Genomic DNA, 23,401 nt, shown 5'->3' on the forward strand with positions numbered 1-23,401 from the left:
CTCGCTCCCAACCTAACGTGGCAGGCTTGGCTGCGACCACCGAGGCACGGAGGCTTGGAGTGACCACGGCCAACGAAGAGACGGACGCGACCCTCGATCGGGTTCTCTCCGCCATGAGAGATCTGCGGGACGGCAACTTCCGCCGCAGGCTCGTCGTGCCGGGGAACGGGCCCGTGTCGGCCCTCGCGGACGTGTTCAACGAGATCGCGGAGCGCAACCAGTGGCTCGCCGGTGAGCTGGGCCGGGTCCGCCAGGCGGTGGGCCAGGAGGGCAGGCTCACCGAACGGGTGGCGCCCGCGGGCACCGCCGGTGGCTGGTCGCTGATCGCGGACTCGGTGAACGGCCTGGTCGAGGACCTGATGCGGCCGACGAGCGAGCTGAGCCGCGTGCTCGCCGCCGTCGCCGAGGGCGACCTGACCAAGCGCATGTCGGACCAGACGCTGCGCGGCGAGTTCGCGACGCTCGGCTCGACGGTGAACGGCCTGGTCGACCAGCTGTCGAGCTTTGCCGACGAGGTCACGCGTGTCGCCCGTGAGGTCGGCACGGACGGTCGCCTGGGCGGTCAGGCGAAGGTGCCCGGCGTGGCCGGCACCTGGCGCGACCTGACCGACAACGTGAACTCGATGGCGAACAACCTGACGAACCAGGTCCGCAACATCGCCCAGGTCGCGACGGCGGTGGCGAACGGCGACCTGACGCAGAAGATCACCGTGGACGTCTCCGGCGAGATGCTGGAGCTCAAGAACACGCTGAACACGATGGTCGACCAGCTGTCGTCGTTCGCGGACGAGGTCACCCGTGTCGCCCGCGAGGTCGGCACGGACGGCAAGCTCGGTGGTCAGGCGAAGGTGCCGGGCGTGGCCGGCACCTGGCGCGACCTGACCGACAACGTCAACTTCATGGCGGACAACCTGACCACTCAGGTCCGCAACATCGCGCAGGTCACGACCGCGGTGGCGCTCGGCGACCTGACCCAGAAGATCACCGTCGACGCCCGCGGCGAGATCCTGGAGCTCAAGACCACCATCAACACGATGGTCGACCAGCTGTCGAGCTTCGGTGACGAGGTCACCCGTGTCGCCCGCGAGGTCGGCTCGGACGGCCGCCTCGGTGGTCAGGCCCAGGTGCCGGGCGTGGCGGGCACGTGGCGCGACCTCACCGAGTCGGTGAACGTCATGGCGAACAACCTGACGACCCAGGTCCGCAACATCGCCTCGGTCACCACCGCCATCGCTCGCGGCGACCTGACCCAGAAGATCACGATCGACGCCCGCGGCGAGATCCTCGAACTCAAGACCACCATCAACACGATGGTCGACCAGCTCTCCTCGTTCGCCGACGAGGCCACGCGCGTGGCCCGTGAGGTCGGCACCGAGGGCCGGCTGGGCGGTCAGGCGACGGTGCCGGGCGTCGCGGGCACGTGGCGCGACCTGACCGACAACGTCAACTTCATGGCGAACAACCTGACCAACCAGGTCCGCAACATCGCGCACGTCGCCACCGCCGTCGCGAACGGCGACCTGTCGCAGAAGATCACCGTCGACGCGCGCGGCGAGATCCTGGAGCTCAAGTCCACGCTGAACGTGATGGTCGACCAGCTGTCGTCGTTCGCCGAGGAGGTCACGCGTGTCGCGCGCGAGGTCGGCACCGACGGCCGGCTGGGCGGTCAGGCCCGCGTGCAGGGCGTCGCCGGCACCTGGAAGGACCTGACCGACAACGTCAACCTGATGGCGGACAACCTCACCAACCAGGTCCGCAACATCGCCGCCGTCGCCACCGCCGTCGCGAACGGCGACCTCTCGAAGAAGATCACCGTCGAGGCGAAGGGCGAGGTCGCCGCTCTCGCCGAGACCCTGAACGGCATGGTCGACACGCTCCGCGCGTTCGGCGACGAGGTCACCCGTGTCGCCCGCGAGGTCGGCACCGAGGGCATCCTGGGCGGCCAGGCGCGCGTGTCCGGCGTCGCCGGCACGTGGAAGGACCTCACCGACTCGGTGAACTTCATGGCGGACAACCTGACCAACCAGGTCCGCAACATCGCCCAGGTCACCACCGCCGTCGCGCAGGGCGACCTGACGAAGAAGATCGACGTCTCGGCGCGCGGCGAGATCCTGGAGCTCAAGACCACCATCAACACGATGGTCGACCAGCTCTCCTCGTTCGCCGACGAGGTCACGCGTGTCGCGCGCGAGGTCGGCACCGAGGGCAAGCTCGGCGGCCAGGCCGAGGTCGACGGCGTCGCGGGCACGTGGTCGAAGCTGACCGACAACGTCAACCAGCTCGCCTCGAACCTCACGACCCAGGTCCGCGCGATCGCCGCCGTCGCCACCGCCGTGACGGCAGGCGACCTGACCAGGCAGATCACCGTCGACGCGTCCGGAGAGCTCGCGGAGCTCAAGGACAACGTCAACCAGATGATCGCGAACCTCAAAGAGACCACGCGCGCCAACCGCGAGCAGTACTGGCTCAAGACCAACCTGGCCCGCCTGTCCGGCCTGATGCAGGGCCACCGCGACCTGCGCGCGCTGGCTTCGTTGATCATGAGCGAGCTGACGCCGCTGGTCAGCGCCCACCACGGCGCGTTCTTCCAGATCGAGGAGGACGAGTCCAAGCAGACCCTGGAGCTCACCGCCTCCTACGGCTTCCGGCTCGACTCCGCCCGCACGACCCGCGTGGCCATGGGCGAGTCGCTGGTCGGCCAGTCGGCGCTGGAGAAGAAGACGATCCTCGTCACCCAGGTCCCCGGCGGCTACCTGACCGTCTCCTCCGCGCTGGGCGAGTCGGCCCCGGTGAACCTGGTGATCCTGCCGATCCTGTTCCAGGGCGAAACCCTCGGCGTGATCGAGCTGGCGTCCCTGAACGAGTTCTCCGACGTCCACCTCGACCTCCTGGACCAGCTCAAGGAGGCGATCGGCGTCAACGTGAACACGCTGCTCGCCAACTCCCGCACCGACGCCCTGCTGGTCGAGTCCCAGCGCCTGACGACCGAACTGCGCGCCGGTTCGGAGGAGCTGGAGGACCGGGCCCGCCAGCTCCAGACCGCCTCGAAGTACAAGTCCGAGTTCATGGCGAACATGTCCCACGAACTCCGGACTCCGCTGAACTCGTTGCTGATCCTGGCGAAGCTGCTCGCCGACAACCTCGACGGCAACCTCAACGCCAAGCAGGTCGAGTTCGCCCGCACGATCCACTCGTCCGGCTCCGACCTGCTGCAGCTCATCAACGACATCCTCGACCTCACCAAGGTCGAGGCGGGCCACATGCAGCTGCACGAGGACCCGGTCCGCCTGGACGAACTGGTCCGCTACGTCGAGACCCTCTGCCTGCCCCTCACGGCCGAGAAGAACCTCGAGTTCTCCGTCCGCGTGGACCCGAACGTGCCGGAAACCCTGCACACCGACGAACACAGGCTTCAGCAGATCCTGCGCAACCTGCTGTCCAACGCCGTGAAGTTCACCCACGACGGCGGCATCCGCCTGCACGTGCGCATGGACGATCCGTTCACCGTGGCCTTCGACGTGCACGACACCGGCATCGGCATCCCGGCCGAGAAGCTCGCCGTCATCTTCGAGGCCTTCCAACAGGCAGACGGCACCACGTCCCGCAAGTACGGCGGCACGGGCCTGGGCCTGTCCATCAGCCGTGAACTGGCTCAGCTCCTGAACGGCGCCCTGCGCGTCCGCTCCGAGCCGGGCATCGGCTCGACGTTCACCCTCTGCCTGCCACTGGGCAAGGTCATCTCGGACAGCCTCGTCCTGCCCGAACCGACCCCCATCGTCATGCCCGCCCCGGTGCTGGCCGCCTCCGGCTCAATGCGCTTCCACGGCGAGAAGGTCCTCGTGGTGGACGACGACCTGCGCAACGTCTTCGCCCTCACGAGCGTGCTCGAACTGCACGGTCTGGAAGCCATCTACGCCGACAACGGCATAACGGGCGTGCGCGCCCTCGAACAGTACGACGACGTGGCCATCGTCCTGATGGACATCATGATGCCGGAGCTGGACGGCAACGCGACGATCTCGGCCATCCGTGCCATGGAGCGCTACGCCGACCTCCCGGTCATCGCCGTCACCGCCAAGGCCATGAAGGGCGACCGCGAGAAGTCCCTGGCTTCAGGCGCCACCGACTACGTCACCAAGCCGGTGGACACCGAACACCTCATCCGCCTGATCTCCTATTACCTGGGCATTTCAGGAGAGGCGTGACAAATGGGCGAACCGCCCACGGGAAATGGGCAGCCACGAAGTTGAGGCACGTAAATCGTGCGTGCCTGACCAGCGGTGATGACGCGACCAACCCGGCGATTGGGGCTTGACTTCGAGCCCCGATCGCAATTCTCGCGAAGCGGCGATGAATCGACCCGGCTCGGTACACCCCGCTGGAACGCGACATGCCGACGCAAGCCGGCCCGCGGCCATCACCGAGTCGAGTCGACGGCCTCCTGAACAGCCAGGTCCACCGACTCGTGCAAGCTCAGCACCTCAGCCACATCGGCCAACTCGAACAACCGCCGAACCGGCCCCTGGGCGGCAGCGACCCGCAACTGCCCACCGCCCTCGGCCAACCGCCGATGCCAGTCCAGCACCAGCGCCAACCCGGTCGAGTCCATGAAGGCCAGTTCCGACAGATCCAGCACGGCATGAACCCCGGTGACATCGGAATCAAGCCGCGCGGACAGCAAAGGGACGGTGTCGATGTCCAGCTCACCGGCGACGGCGAGCACACGCCATCCCCGCTGGACCTCGCTGCCGACGTTGAGCTCCATCGTCGCCGTTCCTTCCGCCACGCCCGACTCGTGCGACCCAAATCGTGCAGCACGATGCCCGACCATGCGACCACCGGGGGGCTGAAAGATCCGAACGGCGCGCCGGATGTGCGACGATGCGCCTTGTGTTGAACGACCCACTGGCCGAGGTGCGGGTGATCCTGACCGCCGAGGGTGGCTCGTGCGCTCGCGCACGTCAGGTGGTGCGCGAGGCCGCTACCTCGTGGGAGTTGTCCGAGGACCTGACCGACGACGCGCAGCTCGTCGTGACGGAGCTCGTGTCCAACGGCATCGATCACGGTGAGGGTCCGATCACACTCACGGTGAGCCGGAAGGCGGGCGGCATGCTCGTCGAGGTGCACGACGAGTCGTCGAAGCTGCCTCAGCTCAGACCCGTGGACCCCACCAGCGCCCGGGGCCGCGGCATGCAGCTCGTGCAGGCGCTGAGTGTTCAGTGGGGCACGACACCGCAGCGCGGCGGCAAAGTGGTCTGGGCGCAACTAGAAGCCTGACAACGGGCATCTGAGCCCGCACAACGGCCGCGCGCAGTGTGATCACCCTCGTCCTGCGGTTGGCCGTGCTCGTCGCGGCGATGCTCCTCCCAAAAGCTTTTCTGCTCGGTCAAGACGTGCTGACCTGGTGAGACCCCGTTCGGCTTGTGACGATCCGGCGATCACGCGTACGGTCGGTGCGGACGGGAGTCCTTATGAACCAGCTACGACAGAGAACTACCTACGTCCAGTCCATCCCGATCGTCTCGCTCACGGGTGAGATCGACATGTTGTCGTCGGCCCCGGTGACCAGCAGGCTCGCCGAGTTGCTCGACCGCAAGCCGCCCGCACTGGTCGTGGACCTGCGGGAGGTGCGCTTCTTCGGCTCCGAGGGGATCCGCGCGCTCGTGGAGACCCAGGCCCAGGCCGACGAGCTCGGCATCAGGTTCGGTGTCGTCAGCGACACCAGAATCGTGTTGCGTCCGTTGGAGATGACGGCCGTCGACCAGTTGCTGTTGCTGTTCAACGACGTCGACGACGCCGTCACCGCGCTGAAGAGCTTCTAGGCGGCGGACGAGTTCCTCGCGCGAGAGCGCTCCACCAGCGAGAGCAGCAGCCCTTCCTTGGTGGACCACGGCGAGATGTCCACGACGTCGTGGCCAGAGACCTTCATCAACCCCTCCGCGACCACCGCGCCCGCCAGCGACTGCTGGGCCCGGTGGCGCGAGATCCCCGGCAGAGCCGCGCGTTCGCGCACCGAGAGCTTCGCGAGGCGCGGAATCCACTTCTCCAGGTCCTTGAGCCGCAACTGGCGCGGCGCGTAGGTGCCGTTGCGCGCGCCGGCGAGGCGGGCCAACTGCTCGAACACCTTCGAGCACCCGACCGCGCGAGCGCTCTCACCCCAAGGGAAAGCGGACGCGAGCCGCTGCGCCACCTCGGCGCGCATGTCCGTGACGGTCAGGCCGGTGCGGGTCAAAGTCCTTGCCCCCAAAGGCAACGACACCGCGCGCTCGGGTTCCGCCCCGGAGCCGGCGGCCAGTTCGACGGTGCCGCCGCCGACGTCCAGCACGACCATGGGACCCGCGCTCCAGCCGAACCAGTGCCGGGCCGCGGCGTACGAGAAACGTGCTTCTTCCTTGCCGGACAACACTTTCAGGTCGACGCCGGTGCGTCTGGCGACCTTGCGGATGACCTCGGCGGAGTTCGAGCTGTCGCGCACGGACGAGGTGGCGAAGGGCAGGAACGGGACGTCGCCCGCCTCCTTGCGGGCGGCCAGCACGGCGGCGCAGAGCGACTCGACGCCGTCGCGGCTGATGGCCCCGGCGGAGTCCAGTTCCCGGTCCAGCCGCAGCCGGACCTTGTGGGACACCAGCGGACGCATCAGGTCTCGTTCCACGACCACCAGGTGTGCGCTGAAGCACCCGACGTCCAGAACTCCGACCGTCATCCGCCACCTTCCTTCCACCAAGTGTTCTTTACCTCATCGGCGCCCATTGTGCGGAACTGAGCACCCGAACGCGCAATCTTGCCCTGATGAGATGCGTTACAGTCACCGAATGTCACTGGCGGAGATACCTTCCCGGCTCGAACACGCCCTCGGCAAGGCTCGATCCGGCGTAATCGTGCTGGCGGTGCACGGTCTCTCCTCGGACGTGGCCAAACAGTCGTGGTTGTCCGCCTCCGTCTCCACGCTGTCCTCGACGGTGCCGTCGGCGTCCGCGACGGCGCTGCTGACCGCGCTGACCGGCGTCCCCGCGGACGTCCACCGCGTACCGGGAACGGTGTACCGCAACGGGTCCGGCCTGGTGCACGCCATCAAGGGCATGCCCGCGATCCCGAACCTGACGACCGTGCTGGAACGTCACGGCGCGACCGTGCTCGCCCGCGAGCTCGACCTGCTCGAAGGAACCTGGGCGCAGGCCCTGCTGCGAGGGTGCACCCGGATACCCGCGCACGCCCCGCACAAACTCACCGCTCAGGCCGAGGACCCGCCGCTGCTGGTCGCGAACGTCGTCGCCGATCTCGACAAGGCGCTCAAGGACTCCAGGTTCCTCTGGACGTACGTCAACGTGGGCGACCACGTGCGCCGCCACGGTTACGACGAGTCGGTGCACGAGGCCATGCTGCGCTTGGACGCCCACGCTTCCCGTTGGGCCGCACAGGGTTGGACCGTCGTCGCGCATTCGGACCACGGCATGGTCCCCGTCGACCCGGACCCGGAACTCGTCGAGGCCTGGGACGCGATCGTGCGCGAGGAGTGCGTGATCCCCTCCGGCGGCGCCGGGCGCACGCGGTGGCTCTACCCGAAGGCGGACCGCCTGGAGGCCGTTTTCGACCGCGTGGCAACGACTCTGGGTGACACGGCGACCGTGCACCACGCCACCGATCTCGGGTTGCCCCAGCCGGAGGCGGGCCCGGTCGTCGCGGTGGCCGCGTCACCGAGGTTCCCGCTCCCGGATCCGTCCGTCCGCTACGAGAACGGCGGCCTGAGCCGCGACGAGATCGACGTCCCCTTCGCGGTCTGGCAAGCCGTACAGTGACCGTGTGCACGTCGAATTCTCCAACACCATAAGGGAAATCGATTCTGCCGATTGGGACTCCGTGGTCCGCGACGCGGGCGCGCCGGTCTTCTACCGACACGCCTACGTCAGCGCCTACGAGCAGTCGCCGCTGACGACGGTCGACGCCTTCGCGTACTTCGTGGTGCGCCAGGGCGACAAGCCGGTCGCGGTCATGCCCGCCTACCTCCAGACGGCCGCGAATCCGTTGCGCCGCCTGCACGAGGCCTATCCGGACGCGGTCGGCCAGCCGGCGCTGCTCAGTCACACCTGGCACTGCTACGACGCGCACGTGCCCGCCACCGCGGAGGTGCTGCCGAGACTGCTGGACGCCCTGGTCCGCACGGCGTCGATCCTCGGCGCACGCTGGTGCGGATTCATGAACGTCCAGCGCGGCAACGCTTTGTCGCACGCGTTGAGAGCGGCCGGGTTGCCCGCGCGTCACCTGACCGACCGATGGACCACCGGCCTCACCACCTATGAGCACTACCTCGCGAGTCTGAGCCCGCGCGCCAGAGCGAACGTGCGGCGCAACGACCGAAGATCGGCAGAGGCCGGCGTGACGATCGAGGTCCTGCCCGTCCACCACGCCTCGCTCGACGAGATCACCCTGCTGTGCGTCAAGACCGCCAGCCGCTTCGAGAACAACGGCTACTACCCCGGCAAGGCCTTCGCCAGGTTCGTGACGGCGCTCGGCGACCTCGCGCACGTGATCGAGGTGCGGCAGCACGGCAAGCTCGTCGCGGCCGGCGTCTGTCTCACCGACGCCACCCGTTTCCACACCTGGACCTGCGGCGTCGACTACGCCGTGGACGGCAACTACAGCCCGTACGGCGTGCTGTTCGCGGAGTCGGTCCGGCTCGCGATCCGCCTCGGCAAGTCCACGCTGGAGGGCGGGCGCGGCAACGCCGCCTTCAAGCGGCGGCACGGCATGAGGCCATGCCATCTGGACGCGGTTCTCCACCGCGTCTGAACGGCGAATTGTTCACAAGGATGAACAATTGGTTTTACAACGTCGGATTCCAGGAAGTTCATATATCTGATCAACTCGGATGGGCGCCCTTTACGCTGTTCAGCAGCCCAGGACAAGACGAAGGAATCAATTTTTAACGCACCTTTACACGCGTTGATCCGATCTGGCATCGTGGCGCCGGGCGCAAGACAATGAAAGGGACTGGACGGTCTCGTGAATCTGTCTCGACGCACCCTTCTGGCGTCCGCAGCGGCCACTCCCCTGCTCACTGGAGCAGGAGTCGCCATCGGTGCGGGAGAAGCCGCAGCTTCGCCCGCGAAACTCCGTGCGGCCCTCGACTACGGCAACAGCAAGCTGAAGGCGGTCGCACCGGGCATCACCTCGTTCCCGGAGATCACCAGGGCCGAGAGGTGGACCTACGTCGCCGACGGCGGCTGGATCGGCGGCTTCTGGCCGGGCACCCTGTGGCTCGCGCACCTCGACAGCGGCGACGCGCAGTTCCGCGCTCTCGCCGAAGCCGCCAACGACAGGCTGGCGCCCAGAAGGCTTCAGCCGCGCGACCACGACCTGGGGTTCCTCTTCTACCCGTCCTGGGTCACCGCGTACCGGCTCACCGGCGACACCAGGTGGCGGGACGGCGCGATCGACGCGGCGAACACGCTGATCCAGCGCTGGAACCCGGTCGGCAAGTACATCCGCGCGTGGGGCGCGCTGGGCACGCCGGGCAACGCGGGCCGCGTCATCATCGACACGATGATGAACCTGGACCTGCTGGCGTTCGCCACCGAGCAGACCGGCGACCGCAAGTTCCTCGACATCGCGATCGCCCACGCCAGGACGACTCAGACGCACTTCGTCCGCCCGGACGGCTCGACCCCGCACGTGTTCGACTTCAACCCGGACACCGGCGCGGCGATCGGCCCGAACACGGTGCAGGGCTACAGCCCGACGTCGTGCTGGGCACGCGGTCAGGCGTGGGGCATCTACGGCTTCACGACCATGTACCGGCGCACGGGGCTGCGCGAGTTCCGCGACACCGCGCGCAAGCTGTCCGACTACGCGCTGTCGGTGCTCACGCCGGACAGCGTGCCGGTGTGGGACTACCGCACGCCGTTGGGCGTCAACGACATCAAGGACTCGTCGGCGGGCGCGATCATGGCGTGCGGCCTGCTCGACCTGGCCAAGGCCACCGGCACCGACCGCTACCGCGACCGGGCGCTGAAGATCCTCGACGGCCTGGTCGGCACGTGTCTGACCACCAGGTCGACGCGCGCTGAGGCGATCCTGGCGCGCGGCACCCGCAACCGGCCGGCCGAGGACGGTGTGGAGGTCTCGTTGCCGTACGGCGACTACTACCTGTACGAGGCGATCCTGCGCGTTCTCAAGCCCACGCAGATCGCCAAGGCCATCGGCCTGTAAGTCCTACTGCTCGATCACCTTCGCCGTCGGCCCGTTGTTCCAGGTGGCTTCCAGCCTGGACAACCGGCCGGCGGCGTTGCGGAAGTTCACCACCAGCGGCCCGCCGGGCTGTTCCACCGACACCGAGTACCCGTCCGCGGGGGTGGCCGACAGCGCCTGCACCCCCTGCGGCCGGTAGCGCACGACCACGTCCCCGCCCTGCAGGTGGAACGCGTGGACGTAGGAACCGTCCGACTGCCATTCCCCCTGCGGAAGTTGAGCCGAGGAGGGACGCGCATCCGTACTACTGGGAGGAGCCGGAACAGCGGACGTAGTGATCTCAGGAGGCCTGGTGGACGACGGCGTGGCAGGCGACGTACCGACGGAGGGACCCGATTCGGGCACCGGGACGGTGATCGAGGTGACGGTCGGCATCGGCAGCACGGCCGATCCCGTCGTGACCTCCACGGCGGCGACCGGGGCGGGTTCCATCGCCCAGCGGATGCCGAACCAGGACAGGCCGATGGCGACCGTGGTCACCAAAGCCCAGGCGACCAGGTATCCGACCGACCGTCTCACTGCGACAATCCTCCTGTAGCGGCTCATGGCATCAGTACTGCTCGTCGAGGACGACCCGGTGGTGCGGGCGGCGATCACGCGCGCCCTCACCGGCCAGGGCCACATCGTGCACGGTGTCGCGCTCGCGATCGAGGCCCTGCGCGAAGTCACCGCCAACTCCTACGACGTCGTGGTGCTCGATCTCGGGCTCCCCGACCTCGACGGCGGTGACGCGCTGCGGATGATCCGAGGCGTCACGAACACCCCGGTGGTCATCGCGACCGCCCGCGACGACGAGGCCGAGATCATCCGGCTGCTCAACGCGGGCGCGGACGACTACCTCGTCAAACCCTTCTCCAGCGAACACCTCGAAGCCCGCCTGCAGGCGGTGCTGCGACGCGCCCGCGACAGCAAGCAGCTCGTCATCGGCGGCCTGGAGATCGACGTGAACCTCCGCAGGGCCACTGTGGACGGCCAGGAGCTCTCGCTGACGCACAAGGAGTTCGAGCTGCTCTCCTACCTCGCGGCACGGCAGGGGGAGGTGGTGCCGCGGGCGGAGATCCTGGCGAGCCTGTGGCCGTCCAACCGCGACGACCAGACGCTCGACGTGCATCTGTCCTGGTTGCGCCGCAAGCTCGGTGAGCGGGCCGCGCAGCCTCGTTATCTGCACACGGTGCGAGGAGTCGGCGTGCGCATGGTCGCTCCGCAATGAGGCGGTCACTGGTGCTGGTCGCTCTCGCGGCGACCAGCATGGTGGCGCTGGCGTTCCTCGTCCCGCTCGCGATCGTCGTGAAGAACGCCGCGTACACCCGTGCCCTCAGCGAGGCCGAGAGGCAGGCCAACGCGCTGACGCCGGCGTTGCTGATCACCCGCAAACCGCAGGAGATCCGCCAGGCGATCAGGAGCACCCGCTACGGCGGTCAGCAGCGCCTGGCCGTGCACCTGAGCGTCCCGGCCGTCACCTACGGGTCCTCGCACATCACGGCGGCGGACCTGCAGGAGGCTCAGAAGCTCGCGACGGCCTCCACGGTCGAACGGCCTGATGGCGTGGCATATCTGCAACCGCTGGCCACCAGCGAGAGCGGGATCGCGATCGTCGAGGCGTTCGTGCCGCACGAACAGCTCACCCACGGCGTCATCGGCACGTGGTGGGTGCTGGCGGGGGTCGCGGTCGGCCTGGTCGCCGGGTCGGTGCTCGTCGCCGACCGCCTCGGCGCACGGGCCGTCAAAGCGACACGGGCGTTGGCCGAGGGCGCGCGCGGGATGGGCCAGGGCGACCTCACGGTGCGCGTCCCGGTGAAGGGACCGCCCGAGATCAAGGAGGTCGGCAAGGCCTTCAACGCCATGGCCGAACGCGTCCGGCACCTGCTCGCCGCCGAACGCGAGGTGGTCGCCGACCTCTCGCACCGCCTCAGAACGCCTCTCACGGCCCTTCTCCTGGACGCGGACACCCTCGGCAGTGGTCAGGGGGCGGACCGCGTCCGCGAGGCCGTCCAGGGCCTGGAGAGGGAGGTCGACGAGATCATCAAGGCGGCCCGCTCCGGCCTGCAGCCCGACAACTCCGGCACCGACGCGGCCGGCGTGGTCCGCGACCGGCTGGTGTTCTGGTCCGCGCTCGCCGACGACCAGGAACGGCCGTGGACGGTCCGCGGCGCAGACAAGCCCGCGCCGGTGCCGCTCACCCGTGCCGACCTCGCGGCCGCGCTGGACGCGTTGCTGGGCAACGTCTTCCGCTACACACCGGAGGGCACCCGGTTCGCCGTGACGCTGGTGCACCAGGCCGACCTGGTGGCGCTGGTGGTCGAGGACGCGGGTCCCGGCATCGCGGACACCGAACGGGCGGTGCGGCGCGGCGCCAGCGGTGGCGGTTCCACGGGGCTGGGGCTCGACATCGCCCGCCGCGCCGCGGAAAGCACGGGTGGCTCTCTCCACGTCGACCGCGGGCCGCTGGGTGGGGCTCGCGTGCAATTGAGGCTCCGGAGGCTTTAGGACCCCTCGCCGGGGCCGGAAGACGAACACCGCCGGCGGCGCGGACCGTGGGACGGATCCGACGCCGCCGGCGGGCACCGGCCGGCCGCGCGGCACCGCTGCCGCACCACCGAGTCCCGAGCAGGAGGGAGGAACCCGATGAGCAGTGCGCGCTTGCCTTCCCACACCGGTGAAACGAGGTGGATCAGCCGGGGCTCTCGGCGCCAGGTGTGGGGTTCCGGTGCATTCAGTGGGGCTGGGTGATCTTTTTGCGATCTGACATGAAGTTAGCCGACCGCTGATCGTCGCCAATCCACCGTTCAGACGATTAATCCGTTTTAAATATATTTAAGTTCGCCCGGTCGGTCGTCCACGACTTAAGTCAATTTAAGATAACGTCACCCGCACGCCGCCATCCCCGTTCGAAATTGAAAGGCCACTCATGCTCAGTGCGATGGCTGCTACGGGTTTGGCACTCTCCCTCCTCGTCGCCCCCGAGGCGAGGGCCGACGAGGTTCCGCCCGGAAAAATCACGATCGACGTCGTCACGGTGAACGGTTCCGGCTGCCCCGCCGGAACGGCCGCGGTAGCGGTTTCGGACGACAACACGTCATTCACGGTGACGTACAGCGACTACACCGCCCTGGCCGGTTCCGGATCGACACCGACGCAGTTCCGCAAGAACTGCCAGCTGAACCTGCGCGTGCACTACCCGCAGGGCTTCACCTTCGGGATCGCGAAGGCCGACTACCGCGGCTTCGCGCACTTGCCCAGAGGGGCGCGCGGCATGCAACGCGCCAGTTACTACTTCGCCGGCCAGTCGGCCACGGTGACGAGCACGCACAACATCGCGGTCCCGACGAGCGACAACTGGCAGTTCACCGACTCCACCGACGTCGCGGAGATCGTCTTCGCGCCGTGCGGGGCGGTGCGGCACCTGAACGTGAACACCGAGGTGCGGGCGTTCACGAACGCGTCGAACCAACCGTCATTCGTGTCGATGGACTCCACGGACGGCAGCGTCAAGACCCGGTACCAGTTCGCCTGGAAGCGATGCTGACCCGAAATGATCACGGAGAGGGCCCGGCGCTATACTCACAGTGAGCATCGGGCCCTCTCTTCGTGACCCGCACGTGACTTTTGACGGGTGAGTCAACCGGGCCATTGCTTCCCGCGTATACCCATGTAGATTCCCGCTCACCGTGACGGCCATTCGGGTGACTGTCGCGGACTCGCGCGCCGCACGCGAAACGGAGGCAGCATGCAGGCGAACGCCCAGACCGCCCAGGTCGACGACCTGACACTCATCGCGCTGCCCACCGCGGTGAACTGCGCGGATCTGTTCGTGCGCTTCACCCTGGGTGAATGGCGTCTTCGGAACATGACCGCGGAGTGTTCGGCCGTCGCTTGCGCACTGGTCGAGGCAGCCATCGAATCGGCAGATCCCAAGACCTCGCGGCTCATCACGCTGCGACTGCGACTGAGCGGCGACTACCTCGTCGTCGAGCTGGAGGCAGCCAGGTTCATCATGCCGCCCACCTCGCCTGACCTGCGCACCGGCGAACTGCAGCTCGGTGGCGGCATCAAGCTGATCTGGTGCGAGATGCAGCTGCCGACCGGCGTGAACGCCAACGCGGTGCCGCTGCCCCGGCGCGAGAAGCGCCGCTCCCCCGCCGCCGAGGCGCTGGGCGACGAGCCGGACGTCGATCCCGAGCTCATCCAGCGCATCCTGTTCGGCCTCGGTGGCTCGATGGGCAACGGCCAGCAGCGCTGACCCGAGATTTCACCCGCGAGGGCGCGTCCGTCAGTGGACGCGCCCTCGTCGCGTTTTCGTCAGGTTCACCGCGTGGACGCTTCACGAATTGATTTCCGGGTTCCTGAACAGCATTCCCGCGACCTGGGTGGCAATTAACCGACGAGCACGAAGAAGTATTCGTGAGCACGTTCTCACGGCAATGTTGCTCTGGTTGGCGGACGGTTCGTCAACAACCTTTCCGATACGGTCTCGTATCACGCCGCCCGAACTGTCCTGCACATTCGGAAAGGTGTCCCATGATTAGCACGCTGGCCGCAGCCGGCCTGGCTCTGTCCACCATCGTCATTCCCCCGGTCGCGGACCCGCCCCCGACGGGCCAGATCACCATCGACGTCGTCACGGTCAACGGCTCCGGCTGTCGTGCCGGCACCGCCGCCGTCGCGGTCTCCCCGGACAACAAGGCGTTCACGGTCACCTACAGCGACTACCTGGCGCAGGTGGGCCCGACCTCACGGCCGACCGATTTCCGGAAGAACTGCCAGCTGAACCTGAAGGTCAACGTTCCGGGCGGATTCACCTTCGGCATCGCACAGGCCGACTACAGAGGTTTCGCACACCTGGAAAAGGGCGCGAAGGGCACCCAGAAAGCGAGCTACTACTTCCAGGGAATGTCGGACACCGACCAGCGTTCGAAGACCTGGAACGGAGCGCTGAGCGACGACTGGCAGGTCACGCACAAGACCGACGTCGCCTCGATCATCTACCACCCGTGCGGCGCCAAGCGGAACTTCAACATCAACACCGAGCTGCGGGTGGACAAGGGCACGTCCGACCCGAAGAAGACCAGCTTCATGGCGATGGACTCGACGGACGGCTCGATCGAGACCATCTACCACTTCGCCTGGAAGACCTGCCCCAGATAGTCCGGTAGAGCAGCTACACGGCGCCCTCGCACAGCAAGGCCGGAGCCCAGGAGGCATGGGCTCCGGCCTTGCTGCTTCTACTTCTCCTTGTACGGCTTGCCAGCACCGATGTCCGCGCGCGCGGCAGACGTGAACTCAGCAACCGCGGAGATGAAGGACTTCTGGAACTTCATGAAGTCCTGACTCGGCGACGATTCGACCCACGCGTCGTTGGCCTTGTCGGCAGCCGCGTGGGCCTTGCCGAACAATGCGGCGACCTCGGGACTCGCCACAAGACTCATCTCGATCCAGGCATCCCAGCTTGCCTGGAGTGCGCGCTCGAAGTCAGGCTGGTCCTCGCAGACCCGGAGCGTCTGCGCAGCGTTCAGCCCTTTGACGTAGGCCTCGCGACGCAGCTCGAGATTCTTCGCTGCACGCGCGTGTTTTGCCGTGGTGAACGGGTTGATCCATGACGCCGCGATGGCACCAATGATGCCGACACCAGCGCCGACAAGGGCGGCGGTCGCGGCGTCCACGTCGCTCCCCTGCAACTAGGTGAGGCGATGGTGGCGCGACTTGCGGATCGCGGGGCATCGCTCTGGCCTGCGAAGGGTTGCATGCAGGCCAGCGCACAGCAAGGCCGGAGCCCAGGAGGCATGGGCTCCGGCCTTGCTGCTTCCCCGGATCAGATGTTCTGGTTCGCGAAACCCTTGGTCGCGATCTTCGACAACATGCCCTGCCACACCGACGAACTGGTGTGCGGGTCGCCGGTCACGCCGAGCGCCGACTTGAGGCCGTTGAACGCGCTCTGCGTGTTCGGGCCCCAGATGCCGTCGATCGCGAGGCCCGAGGCGCGGAAGTTGTTGCACGTGCCCTGGACGAACTTGGTGTCGGCCTCGGAGTCCTTGAGCACGCGCACCGGCATGCCACCGAAGTCGGAGTGGATGTGGTCGCGGTGGTCGGCGTTGTACCAGCCGTCGAGCACGTAACGGAACCGGCGGCGGCACACGGCCTCCGTCGCGAGGTAGCGCTTGCGCAGCGCCGCGGTGCCCGACGCGTGGTGCTGGTCGAGCGGCGAGGTGACGTTGCCGTTCGACCAGCGCACGTGGTCGAGGTCCATCGCGGTGCCGGCGCCGTGCTGGCCGGGCTTGTCGACGTAGAAACCCGCCGAGACGATGTAGCTGATCGAGCCGTAGCTCGACGAGAGCGAGCGCAGGTCACGGACCCAGGCGACGAGCGCGTTGTAGAACGCGTCGGTGGCCTGCCAGTTGCGCGCGGTCGTGTTGCCGCGGTTGGAACGCCAGTAGTAGACGGGAGTGCCGTCGATCTTCTGGAACGTCATCATCGCCAGGGCACCGACCTCGGCGGCCTGGATCTCGGCGTCGGTGTGCTGGTCGTTGGTCTCGGGGGCGGCGCTGGCCAGGCCCGGAGCGATGGTGGACAGGCCGGCGAGACCGGCGACCGCCGCCGCGCCCGTGACGAAGCCGCGCCTGGTGACGTTGTTCTCGAACACCCCAGTACTCCCTCTGCGTCCAAGCCGGTGGCGGCAGGACGAAGGGCCTGTCTCACCTACCGGCCCGACGGAGTCTAGGGATCACGTCCGAATGGCGGAATCGCGCCTGACCTGCGTTTTTCCGATGTCTTTACCGCACCGGCCCCAGCACGCGGACCAGGTTCTTCTCGGTGTCGTTGCCCAGCTTCTCCAGCGCGAGCTTCGCGACCGGCGCCCCGAACCGCGCGAGCCCGTTGAACTCGACGTGGGCGTGGTAGGCGATCCTGGCCGTGCCCGGCGCGTCCCCGGCGCTGATCGTGATGTCGTCGGTGGAGGTGGCGGTGTCGTTGCGCCCCACGAACTGCAGGCCGTGCGCGTCGTCCCTGGTCAGCTCGTAGACGAGCTCGGTCTTGCGGCCGAGGAACTGCGACACGTTGCGCCAGCGCGAACCGACCTCGACCGGGCCTTCGTCCAGGCGCGTGCACGACACGGTGCCCGGATCCCACTGCTCGGCGCGGGAGAAGTCGCGCAGGTACTCGACGACGCCCTCGGGGGTGGACGCGACGGTGAAGGTGCGTTCGACGTCCACACCGGACACGTGCGGTGAGTTGAACGCCTGCGGCGCGAGGTGGAGCCGGTACTGGTCGACGAGGGCGGCCTGGCTCACGGCGCGGCTTTCCAGCCGTTCCAGCCGCGTGTCGTCGAAGCTCCCCAGCTGCCGCAGCGTCCGCCACAGCGAGGTCTTGCCCTCGATGCCGACGCGCAGGGTCTCCAGTTCGAGGACGTCGCTCAGCGGCGAACGGCCGAGCACCCTCCCGTTGAACTTGAGCCTGCCCGCCTTCTCGGTCAGCCAGCCGAGCGCCTCCTTGTGGGGACGCGAGTCGACGCCGGTCTCGCGCATGAGGTCGAGCAGTTCCTTGCGGTCCGCCTCGATGTCGTCGGCGAGGACGCGCAGCTCGGGATGGGTGCGGCTGATGCGACGGGCGAGCTCGGTGCCCGCCATCGCCCCGGCCAGGTGGTCGTTGAGGTAGATGCCCAGCAGCTCCGTGTTCACGCTCTCCGGTTACCCCTGGCCAAACCTCTCACGGGCCCGCCGGACCCAGTTGGTAGCCCTGGTTCCACAGGGTTTTGATCACCAGGCCGAGCGGCGAGATCCGCCGCCGCAACCGCATGATGTGCAGGTGCAGGGCGTTGCTGGTGTCGCCGTCCTTGGTGGGCAGGCAGAGCAGCAGGTCCTCCCGTGTGGTCAACGAACGGAAGCGGCGCAGGAGCTCGCCGACCAGCGCCCGTTCCGTCGGCGAGAGCACCACGGACCGCGTGCGGAACCGCAGGATGCCGGACATGTCCAGCTCCGGCACGGCGTAGCGGGCGGCGCGGGCTCTGAGCATGGCGATGCGCACGGCCAGGTCCTGATGCGGCACCGGCGCGCGGACCCAGTCCTCCCGCATGTCGGTGAGCACGGGCGCGGGGACGTTCTTCTCCAGCACGAGCAGGCACAACGTCCCACTGCGCTGGCACGCCTCCCGTGCCGCCGCGTCCACCGGCCAGCGCACGACCTCGACGGGCAGTTGGTTCACCAGGTTCGACATACGTCCACTTCCGCTTGTCCACCACGGAGAGCACCGAACCAGCCTTCGGCTTCTCGTGGACGCTAGCGGCGGCCGCTATTTCCGCTCTATCGCCTGCACCGGCTCCAGGATGATCGGCTGCGCGCGGCGGCCGGTGACCAGGTTCCAGCCCCACTGGGTGAGCACCGCGATCCGGTTGCGGAAGCCCACCAGGAACGCGATGTGCACGACCGCCCACGCCGCCTTGCCGATCAGGCCCTTGAGCCGCAGCTTCTTGATGTCCGCGACGGCGTCACCAGGCGAGATGGTGGCCATCGTGCCGAGGTCGAGGTATCGGAACGGCTTGGCCCTGCGTCCCTTCAGGCGTGCTTTGATCACGCGGGCGACGTGGTGGCCCTCCTGGAGCGCGGGCTCGGCGATGCCCGGCAGGTCGTTCAGGTTCACCATGTCGCCGATGGCGAAGACGTCGTCGGTGACCGAGCAGTCCGCGGGGTTCACGACGATGCGGCCCTTGCGGTCGGTCTCGGTGTTCGTCGCCTCGGCGAGCTTGCGCGCGAGCGGCGAGGCCTGCACGCCGGCCGCCCAGATGATCGTCCGCGCCTCGACCCGGTCGCCGTCCTTGGTGGTGAGACCGGCGGCGTCGATCGACTCGACCATGGCACTCGTCATCACCGTGACGCCGAGGCGTTCCAGCTTCACCCGCGCGTGCTCGCGCAGTTCGGCCGAGAACGGCGGCAGCACGTGCGGCGCGGCATCCAGCAGCGTGATCCGGACGTCACGCGGATCGATCTCGCGGAACTGCCCCTTCAACGCCCGGCGCGCCAGGTCGGCGATCTGCCCGGCCAGCTCGACGCCGGTCGGTCCCGCGCCCACGACCGCGAACGACAGCCACTGCTTCGGATCGTCGGCCGCCACCGCCGTCTCGAACGCCCTGAGCAGCCTCGATCGCAGGTCCACCGCCTGTTCGAGGGTCTTCATCGGCGGCGCGGACTCGGCCCACTCGTCGTGACCGAAGTAGCTGTCGCGCGAGCCGGCCGCCACGACCAGGGTGTCGTACTCGACCTGGCGCGACCTCCCGTCCGTCAGGTCGACGTGCACGCGCTTCGCGGCCGTGTCGAACCCGGTCACCTCGCCCAGCAGGACGTGCGCGTTGCGTTGCGTGCGCAGGATCGCCCGGAACGCCGGCGCGATGTCACCGGCGGGCAGCAACGCCGTCGCCACCTGGTAGAGCAACGGCTGGAACAGGTGGTGGTTCGTGCGGTCGATCAGCGTGACCTCGGCGTCCGCGCGGTTGAGCCCGCGTACGACGCCCAGACCGCCGAACCCACCTCCGACGACGACTACCCGATGCTTGCCCATGGAGATCGCATACCCGCTGAAGGCCGCGGGTATCCACCGCCATGACCACCACCGCTGACCAGTCGCTCTGGCTCGCCGCGCTCCCGGCCACGGCCCGTCCCCCGCTGACCGGCGCGCACTCGTTCGACGTGGCCGTGGTCGGCGGCGGCATCACCGGCCTCACCACCGCGTTGCTGCTCAAGCGCCGCGGCCTGCGCGTCGTCGTGCTGGAGGCCGACCGGGTCGCGTCGGGTGTGTCGGGCAACAACACCGCCAAGGTCACCGCCCTGCAGTCCACCGTGTACTCGCAGATCCGGAGCGCGCACGGCCTGGCCGCCGCCACCGACTACGCCACGGCGTCCCTCGCGGCCGTGGCCCAGGTCGCCGAACTGGCCAAGGGCATCTCCTGCGACCTGCGCCGCGCACCGGCCGTCACGTACGCCTACACCGAGTCCGAGGTGCGCGACGTCGACCACGAACTCATCGCCGCCCGCCAGGTCGGGCTCCCGGTCAAGGCGGCCGGCGACGTCGACCTGCCGTTCGAGGTGCACGCGGCCGTTCGGCTGGACGACCAGATCGCGCTGCACCCGGTGAAGTACCTGCGGGGTCTGGCCGACGCGATCGACGGCGACGGCAGTCTCGTGTGCGAACACAGCCGCGTGCTCGACGTGAGCGGGCACCGAGTGTCCACAGCGGACGGTCGCGTTACCGCCGAGAAGATCGTGATCGCCACGCACTACCCGACGCTGGACCGCGGCCTGTACTTCCCCCGCCTCGAACTCACCCGCGCCTACTGCGTCGCGGCCCGCGTCAGCGCACCGCCGCAAGCACTGGCGATCAGCACCGGCAGCCCGTCGTGGTCCATCTCGGCGCACGAGGACAAGCTGATCCTCGCCGGCCAGAGCCACCCGACCGGCAAACCCGTCGTGGAACCGTTCCGCCGCCTGGAGGACTTCGCCCGCAAGCACTGGCAGGTCGAGGAGATCACCCACCGCTGGTCGGCGCAGGACCCGACGTCCTACGACCACCTGCCGATGATCGGGAGCTACACGCCGGGCAACACCACCCTGTTCACCGCCACCGGCTACATGAAGTGGGGCCTGACCAGCGGCACGTTCGCCGCGGGACTGCTCGCGGACCTGGTGACGGGCAAGCCGAACGAGCTGGCCGAGCGGTTCAGCCCTCACCGGGTGTCGCTGAAGTCGCTGCCGACGCTGCTGAAGAAGAACGCCGAGGTCGCGGTCGAGATGGTGGGCGACCGGGTGCTGCCGGCCGACGCCACCTCCAGCGACGACCTGCCGGCGGGCCAAGCCCACGTCGTCCGCGACGGCCTGGGCAAGATGGGCGTCTACCGCGACGACGACGGTGACCTGCACGCGGTGTCGATGCGCTGCACGCACCTCGGTTGCTTCGTGCGGTTCAACGCCGCCGAGCGCAGCTGGGACTGCCCGTGCCACGGCTCGCGGTTCGACGTCGACGGCGCGGTGCTGGAGGGACCGGCGACCCGGCCCCTCCCCCGCAAGAAACCGCGTTAGCTCTTCGCCACCAGCGTGAGCACGTCGTACTTCGCGACCGACTCGCCCTTCTGGTTCGCGACGTCCGCGTCCCAGCGGACCTCGCCGTACTCCTGGTCCTCGCGCGGCGTGATCTGCTTGACCGTCAAGGTCACCGTGAGCTGGTCGCCGGGGAACGTCGGCGTGACGAACCGCAGGTTCTCCAGGCCGTAGTTGGCGAGCACCGGTCCGGGCTCTGGCGAGACGAAGAGTCCCGCCGCGAACGACACCACGAGGTAGCCGTGCGCGACCCGGCCGCCGAAGAACGGGTTGGCCGCGGCGGCTTCCTCGTCCATGTGCGCGTAGAACGTGTCGCCGGTGAACTCCGCGAAGTGCTCGATGTCCTCCAGCGTCACCTCGCGCGGACCGGCCACCACCGTGTCGCCCAGTCGCAGTTCGGCGAGCGTCTTGCGGAACGGGTGCACGGCGTCCTCACGGCGAGGCGCGCCCGTCACCCAGCGGTTCGTGATGGCGCTCAATGCGCGCGGGCTGCCCTGCACGGCCGTGCGCTGCATGTGGTGCAGCACGCCGCGCATGCCGCCCATCTCCTCACCGCCGCCGGCCCGCCCAGGTCCGCCGTGCACGAGCATCGGCAGCGGCGAGCCGTGCCCGGTCGACTCGCCGGCGTCCTCGCGGTCCAGCACCAGCAACCGGCCGTGCCACGGCGCCACGCCGATGACGACGTCGCGCACGAAGTCCGTGTCGGCGGAGACGATCGAGCCCACCAGCGAACCGGCACCCCGCGCGGCCAGCGTCACGGCGTCGTCGATCGAGTCGTACGGCATGAGCGTCGACACCGGCCCGAACGCCTCGACCTCGTGCGGCTGCACGGCATCGGCGGCGGCGCGCAGCAGCATCGGCGACATGAACGCGCCGCGTTCGGCGTCAGCGTCCACGAGGGACAGAGCACCGTCGCCGTAGACGACCGAGGCGTTCTCCCGCAACGCCTTCAGGGACCGCAGCACCTCCTCGCGCTGCTCCAGCCCGGCCAGCGCGCCCATCTTCACCGACCTGTCGGCGGGGTTGCCGATCACGACCTCGGCCAGCTTCGCCGCCACCGCCTCGCCGACCTCGTCGATCAGCGACGCGGGCACCAGCGCGCGCCGGATCGCCGTGCACTTCTGCCCGGCCTTGGTCGTCATCTCGGCCACCAGCTGACCGACGAACAGGTCGAACTCGGGTGTGCCGGCGACCGCGTCCGGCCCGAGGATCGAGCAGTTCAGCGAGTCGGCCTCGGCGTTGAACCGCACCGACGACCGGATCACGGCCTGGTGCGTGCGCAGGTGCTGGGCCGTGGACGCGGAGCCGGTGAACCCGACCAGGTCCTGCTCGGTCAGGTGATCCAGCAGGTCACCCGCCGAACCGCAGACCAGCTGCAGCGACCCCTCGGGCAGCAGCCCGGAGGCGAGCATCAGCTCGACCATCTTCTCGGTCACGTAGGCCGTCTGGGACGCGGGCTTGATCAGCGACGGCACCCCGGCGATGAACGCGGGCGCGAACTTCTCCAGCGGCCCCCACATCGGGAAGTTGAACGCGTTGATCTGCACCGCGACACCGTGCAGCGGCGTGCAGATGTGCTGACCGACGAACGTGCCGCCCCGCCCGAGCGGTTCGACTGGCCCGTCGACGTAGACCTTGTCGTTCGGCAGCTCGCGCTTGGCCTTGGACGCGTACCCGAGCAGCACGCCGAAGCCGCCGTCGATGTCGATCCACGAGTCGGACCTGGTCGCCCCGGACCGCGCGGACAACGCGTACAGCTCGGCCTTGTGCTCCTTCAGGTACAGCCCGAGCGCCTTCAGCAGCTGCGCGCGCTGGTGGAAGGTGAGCTCGCGCAACGCGGGCCCGCCGACCTCGCGCCCGTACCGCAGCGCCGCCCCCATGTCGACGCCCGCCGACGAGATCCGTGCGATCTCCTCGCCCGTCACGGCGTCGTGCAACGGCGCGCCCTCCACCGAAGGCGTGTGCCACCCACCCGACACGTAGCTGCGCAGCAAGCTCATCGAGCCAACCCTTCTCGCTGGGCGCTGGATCTTCAGCGACCCGACCACCAGGCAACGTATCAGGGGTGGCGGAGGGTGGCG

At 68.5% G+C, this 23,401-nt stretch carries 21 protein-coding genes; 12 read left to right on the forward strand and 9 right to left on the reverse strand.

The annotated features are described in order from the left end of the window. The first annotated feature begins 59 nt into the window (after positions 1-59). Positions 60-4,205, forward strand: coding sequence for a HAMP domain-containing protein (locus SK854_RS44350; protein ID WP_319981201.1), 4,146 nt, complete (start codon positions 60-62; stop codon positions 4,203-4,205). Positions 4,206-4,417: 212 nt separating this feature from the next. Here SK854_RS44350 and SK854_RS44355 read toward each other — a convergent pair whose 3' ends face one another. Beyond that, on the reverse strand, positions 4,418-4,786 hold the full coding sequence (locus SK854_RS44355) for an STAS domain-containing protein (protein WP_319981202.1): 369 nt from the start codon (positions 4,784-4,786) through the stop codon (positions 4,418-4,420). Positions 4,787-4,881: 95 nt separating this feature from the next. Between SK854_RS44355 and SK854_RS44360 the strand changes: the two genes are divergently transcribed. Together SK854_RS44360 and SK854_RS44365 are read left to right on the forward strand one after the other, a co-directional pair. Further along, positions 4,882-5,277: an ATP-binding protein gene (locus SK854_RS44360; RefSeq protein ID WP_319981203.1), complete on the forward strand. Its 396-nt coding sequence runs from the start codon at positions 4,882-4,884 to the stop codon at positions 5,275-5,277. A 194-nt stretch (positions 5,278-5,471) separates the two neighbouring features. Continuing rightward, positions 5,472-5,822 carry an STAS domain-containing protein gene (locus SK854_RS44365; protein WP_319981204.1) on the forward strand — a complete coding sequence of 117 codons (351 nt, stop codon included), beginning with the start codon at positions 5,472-5,474 and terminating at the stop codon, positions 5,820-5,822. Here the strand turns inward: SK854_RS44365 and SK854_RS44370 are convergent. After that, entirely contained in the window at positions 5,819-6,703 is an 885-nt protein-coding gene (locus SK854_RS44370; protein WP_319981205.1) for a Ppx/GppA phosphatase family protein, read from the reverse strand. The two genes, SK854_RS44365 and SK854_RS44370, sit on opposite strands and share 4 nt — an antisense overlap. A 109-nt stretch (positions 6,704-6,812) precedes the next feature. Here SK854_RS44370 and SK854_RS44375 point away from each other — a divergent pair, with 109 nt between their 5' ends. The 3 genes from SK854_RS44375 (at position 6,813) to SK854_RS44385 (ending at position 10,206) form a co-directional block, all read left to right on the forward strand. Beyond that, positions 6,813-7,796 carry a hypothetical protein gene (locus SK854_RS44375; RefSeq protein WP_319981206.1) on the forward strand — a complete coding sequence of 328 codons (984 nt, stop codon included), beginning with the start codon at positions 6,813-6,815 and terminating at the stop codon, positions 7,794-7,796. 4 nt (positions 7,797-7,800) lie between these two features. Then, positions 7,801-8,787 (forward strand): GNAT family N-acetyltransferase, encoded by a 987-nt coding sequence (locus SK854_RS44380; protein ID WP_319981207.1) that lies wholly within the window; start codon positions 7,801-7,803, stop codon positions 8,785-8,787. 213 nt (positions 8,788-9,000) lie between these two features. Further along, complete coding sequence (locus SK854_RS44385) at positions 9,001-10,206, forward strand: glycoside hydrolase family 88 protein (protein WP_319981208.1); 1,206 nt, start codon at positions 9,001-9,003, stop codon at positions 10,204-10,206. 3 nt (positions 10,207-10,209) lie between these two features. Here the strand turns inward: SK854_RS44385 and SK854_RS44390 are convergent, their stop codons facing one another. Further along, positions 10,210-10,764 carry a hypothetical protein gene (locus SK854_RS44390; RefSeq protein WP_319981209.1) on the reverse strand — a complete coding sequence of 185 codons (555 nt, stop codon included), beginning with the start codon at positions 10,762-10,764 and terminating at the stop codon, positions 10,210-10,212. 25 nt (positions 10,765-10,789) lie between these two features. Here SK854_RS44390 and SK854_RS44395 point away from each other — a divergent pair, with 25 nt between their 5' ends. The 5 genes from SK854_RS44395 to SK854_RS44415 all read left to right on the forward strand — a co-directional run bounded on the left by SK854_RS44395 (position 10,790) and on the right by SK854_RS44415 (position 15,390). Next, entirely contained in the window at positions 10,790-11,455 is a 666-nt protein-coding gene (locus SK854_RS44395; protein WP_319981210.1) for a response regulator transcription factor, read from the forward strand. Continuing rightward, positions 11,452-12,732, forward strand: coding sequence for a HAMP domain-containing sensor histidine kinase (locus SK854_RS44400; protein ID WP_319981211.1), 1,281 nt, complete (start codon positions 11,452-11,454; stop codon positions 12,730-12,732). Before SK854_RS44395 ends, SK854_RS44400 begins: the two co-directional genes overlap by 4 nt. 421 nt (positions 12,733-13,153) lie before the next feature. After that, complete coding sequence (locus SK854_RS44405) at positions 13,154-13,771, forward strand: DUF4360 domain-containing protein (protein ID WP_406601901.1); 618 nt, start codon at positions 13,154-13,156, stop codon at positions 13,769-13,771. 201 nt (positions 13,772-13,972) lie between these two features. Then, positions 13,973-14,485, forward strand: coding sequence for an ATP-binding protein (locus tag SK854_RS44410; protein ID WP_319981213.1), 513 nt, complete (start codon positions 13,973-13,975; stop codon positions 14,483-14,485). Positions 14,486-14,763: 278 nt separating this feature from the next. Continuing rightward, positions 14,764-15,390 (forward strand): DUF4360 domain-containing protein, encoded by a 627-nt coding sequence (locus SK854_RS44415; protein WP_319981214.1) that lies wholly within the window; start codon positions 14,764-14,766, stop codon positions 15,388-15,390. A gap of 77 nt (positions 15,391-15,467) precedes the next feature. Here SK854_RS44415 and SK854_RS44420 read toward each other — a convergent pair whose 3' ends face one another. From SK854_RS44420 to SK854_RS44440, 5 genes are all read right to left on the reverse strand, one after another. Further along, positions 15,468-15,905: a hypothetical protein gene (locus SK854_RS44420; RefSeq protein WP_319981215.1), complete on the reverse strand. Its 438-nt coding sequence runs from the start codon at positions 15,903-15,905 to the stop codon at positions 15,468-15,470. A 149-nt stretch (positions 15,906-16,054) separates the two neighbouring features. Further along, positions 16,055-16,882: an extensin family protein gene (locus SK854_RS44425; protein ID WP_319981216.1), complete on the reverse strand. Its 828-nt coding sequence runs from the start codon at positions 16,880-16,882 to the stop codon at positions 16,055-16,057. A 130-nt stretch (positions 16,883-17,012) separates the two neighbouring features. After that, the gene (locus SK854_RS44430; RefSeq protein WP_319981217.1) at positions 17,013-17,915 is read right to left on the reverse strand and encodes an SRPBCC family protein; all 903 of its coding nucleotides are present in this window, start codon (positions 17,913-17,915) and stop codon (positions 17,013-17,015) included. A gap of 28 nt (positions 17,916-17,943) precedes the next feature. Continuing rightward, the gene (locus tag SK854_RS44435; protein WP_093604052.1) at positions 17,944-18,450 is read right to left on the reverse strand and encodes a helix-turn-helix domain-containing protein; all 507 of its coding nucleotides are present in this window, start codon (positions 18,448-18,450) and stop codon (positions 17,944-17,946) included. Positions 18,451-18,525: 75 nt separating this feature from the next. Next, a complete protein-coding gene (locus tag SK854_RS44440) occupies positions 18,526-19,788 on the reverse strand; it encodes an NAD(P)/FAD-dependent oxidoreductase (protein ID WP_319981218.1) in 1,263 nt (420 codons plus the stop codon). Between the two features lie 41 nt (positions 19,789-19,829). On the opposite strand from SK854_RS44440, the gene SK854_RS44445 reads away from it, so the two are divergent. Next, positions 19,830-21,302, forward strand: coding sequence for an FAD-dependent oxidoreductase (locus SK854_RS44445; protein WP_319981219.1), 1,473 nt, complete (start codon positions 19,830-19,832; stop codon positions 21,300-21,302). Here the strand turns inward: SK854_RS44445 and paaZ are convergent. Then, positions 21,299-23,320, reverse strand: coding sequence for a phenylacetic acid degradation bifunctional protein PaaZ (gene paaZ / locus SK854_RS44450; protein ID WP_319981220.1), 2,022 nt, complete (start codon positions 23,318-23,320; stop codon positions 21,299-21,301). The genes SK854_RS44445 and paaZ overlap by 4 nt on opposite strands. Positions 23,321-23,401: the final 81 nt, after the last annotated feature.

It is taken from the genome of Lentzea sokolovensis (assembly GCF_033949975.1).
In the GTDB taxonomy this organism is placed as follows: Bacteria; Actinomycetota; Actinomycetes; order Mycobacteriales; family Pseudonocardiaceae; genus Lentzea; species Lentzea sokolovensis.